The sequence below is a fragment of the Microcoleus sp. OTE_8_concoct_300 genome (assembly GCF_031383065.1).
GTDB lineage: Bacteria > Cyanobacteriota > Cyanobacteriia > Cyanobacteriales > Microcoleaceae > Microcoleus.
Genome location: NZ_JANMZH010000266.1, coordinates 1 through 2715, shown reverse-complemented (window position 1 = coordinate 2715; position 2715 = coordinate 1). Strand labels below are relative to the sequence as shown.

General features: G+C 43.6%; 1 protein-coding gene. It reads left to right on the top strand.

Features of this window, described 5'->3' with window-relative positions; all coding sequences use genetic code 11:
• Positions 1 to 1327: 1327 nt before the first annotated feature.
• A complete protein-coding gene (locus ACUVJL_RS12565) occupies positions 1328 to 2200 on the top strand; it encodes a pentapeptide repeat-containing protein (RefSeq protein ID WP_445246153.1) in 873 nt (290 codons plus the stop codon).
• Positions 2201 to 2715 lie beyond the last annotated feature (515 nt).

The following is a 2715-nucleotide window of genomic DNA, read 5'->3' as shown; positions in this document are numbered from 1 at the left end:
TGAATGTCTCTTGATGTAGTCCACAGTACCGTTTAAAGTCGGCGGGGTTTAACTTTTGTACTTGTTCGTAATTCATCTTATGGGAGCTAATTATTTCTTTTATTTTACCTAGAACGAGCGCACTTTCGCAAGAGGTCTATTATACTTTGGGTTTAGCACTGCATATTCCCTAGATATAATAAACCTGTTTTCGGATAATCCCAAAATAGGATATTTAAAGCTGTTAAAAATCGATAGTAATGACAATTGAACAAAATTAATCACAATGCCGAGAGTTGCAGCTATCTCTACTTGCGGCCGTCCGTGCTACCATAATTTTTTTTGTCATCCTTCGGCTTAGCAACACCATCAGGTTGTTTCTTTGGCTTTTTGACTTCTTTGTTGCTTTTTCTTTCTTTTGACATGATCCTTCCTCAATTTTGACTCAGCATAACATAGATTGACACATCTGCCTAACGGCCAGTAGAGAGGGCGATCGTATACAGCTCTTACTCGCTGTTAGTTTTGTAGAATCTGCAGTAGATTATCCGCTAGGTTTTGAACCAATAGCCTCTACCCTTAGGCCTATCGATAAATCCCTCAGAAGTACAATGTCTGAAATTACTTTTAACCGCGATCGACTCAAGGAAATCTTGAAAAGTGCGATCGGCGTAGAACAGCAGCGAGACAACAGAGAATAATTCTCGCTGATTAGGCGGTTGTTCCACATTTAATTTTAATGAAAAATGAGAGTAGATAAAATATGGAGGTACGACTATGCAAGCCTTCGCGACACCGGGCGCGAACACAACGAACAAATTTGCAGTCTTAGTTAAAGAAGCTGTTCGCCACAGTTAGCCACAAGCCTATTAATTTTACTATGGATGGATGAGGAAAAACCTCTCCCGAAAGTAGTAACTTTTTAGGTGGTAGCTATAGCACAGTAGCATTTTTGTATGTAGCTCGAGACAGGGATCATCTAGAATCACGGCGCGACAGACGTAAAAAAGGTAATTATACAAAAGTCATTAATGAATATATAGAGTTATGAATGCAAAACTTTTGAGAGTTTTTGAGTGCCAACCTTATAATAAGGTGTTCAGGGCGCTCCTATAAAAGCACGCAACCCTTGCCGAGGCACAAAAGCTTTCAAGGGAAAATCAAGGGTTTCAGACTACGACCTAAAAACTGTCTGGACTATTGAAAAAGCACCAAGAATATTTAGAAATATAAAGTTAATGTCCAGCTTTCTTCAAAGTGCGATCATATTTGCTCGGTTAGATATAAAATACACTTATAAAGAGTGCATACTTCTACATAAATTTCCCCTATTAGGAATCAGACCACTATGGAAGTAACCGAGCTGCTCAAAGACTACGAAAATGGAAAGAGAGACTTTGCTGACGCTAACCTGAGCGGAGCAAACCTCAGCGGAGCCATCTTGGTTGGGATAAACCTTTCGAGGGCTAACCTGTCGGGAGCTAACCTGAGTCGGGCGCATCTCACCAAAGCAGAACTCAACGGCGCAAACCTTTGCAGGGCAAATCTGAGTTTTGCCAAAATGGGCCAAGCCAGACTAGCCGACGCAGATCTCACGAAAGCTAATCTCAACGGAGCTTTTCTCGTCAAAGCAAAACTGCCCAGGGCAAAGTTGAGTGGCGCCCAACTCGTAGGTAGCAACCTGCGGAGCGCTATCCTCTGGAACGCCAATTTGTGTACAGCCGACCTGCAATTCATCAACCTGCGGGGTGCGAACCTCACGGGAGCAAACCTCAACTGGGCAAACTGCGGAGGGGCAAAACTCAGCGGTGCAAGGCTTTTTGGCGCTCAACTAACAGGCATCAATCTCAGGAAAGCTTACATCAATGGCATCGACCTGAGCAGGACGGATCTAAACGGCGTCAACCTGAGCGAAGCCAAACTCAACGGGGTAAACTTGGAAGGCTCGAACTTATTAGCTGCCAATCTCAGCGGAGCTCAGTTGCGGGGCGTTAAGTTGAGGGGAGCAGATTTAACCAGGGCAAATCTGGCGGGAGTTTCTTTGGTGCAGGCAAACCTCGATTGGGCTAGGCTGTACTATGCAGACTTGAGCGAAGCCGACTTGAGCGGGGCCACATTCATGGGAGCCAACTTTGAGGGTACTCAGTTAGGCGGATCAACAATTCCCGCATCTGTGAGCCATGATGTCTACTTAACGGCGGGGAATTGTGTCGCAGCTTAGCCAGCAGCAAAAATTAATCTCGCATCCGAGTCGGCGACTCTCGTATTAGTTTAACTTTTGATGCAAACATCATGACTTTTGCGAGAGTGCTGCATCGGCAATAAATTTACCGATATTTGCGAGAGTTTGTAGCATCACAATTGATATCGTTTCCGGTTGCATGGGAACGATCAACTCTCGGTCAATAATTCCACATTCCCCCATTTCCCACGGACTACTCCCAAGGGACTATCATGTCGCTCGTGCAACCGGAATTGATATGAGCTCACCCGATTAATTTCGCGACTCGCAAAGCAGAGGTAATAGCTCCTTCGTGCAAACCATCCCCCAAATAAGCTCCGGCATGATAAGTGTTGTTCTCGCCATTAGTCTCGATAAGTAGTCAAACAAAATTAATTACACAAACAACTAATATGATATAATAAAAATATTAAGTTGTGTTCAAAGAGGTTTTATATGTTTTTACTTCGAGATATCAATCCACTTTCCTTGAAATTGCTAAACCGAATTTATCG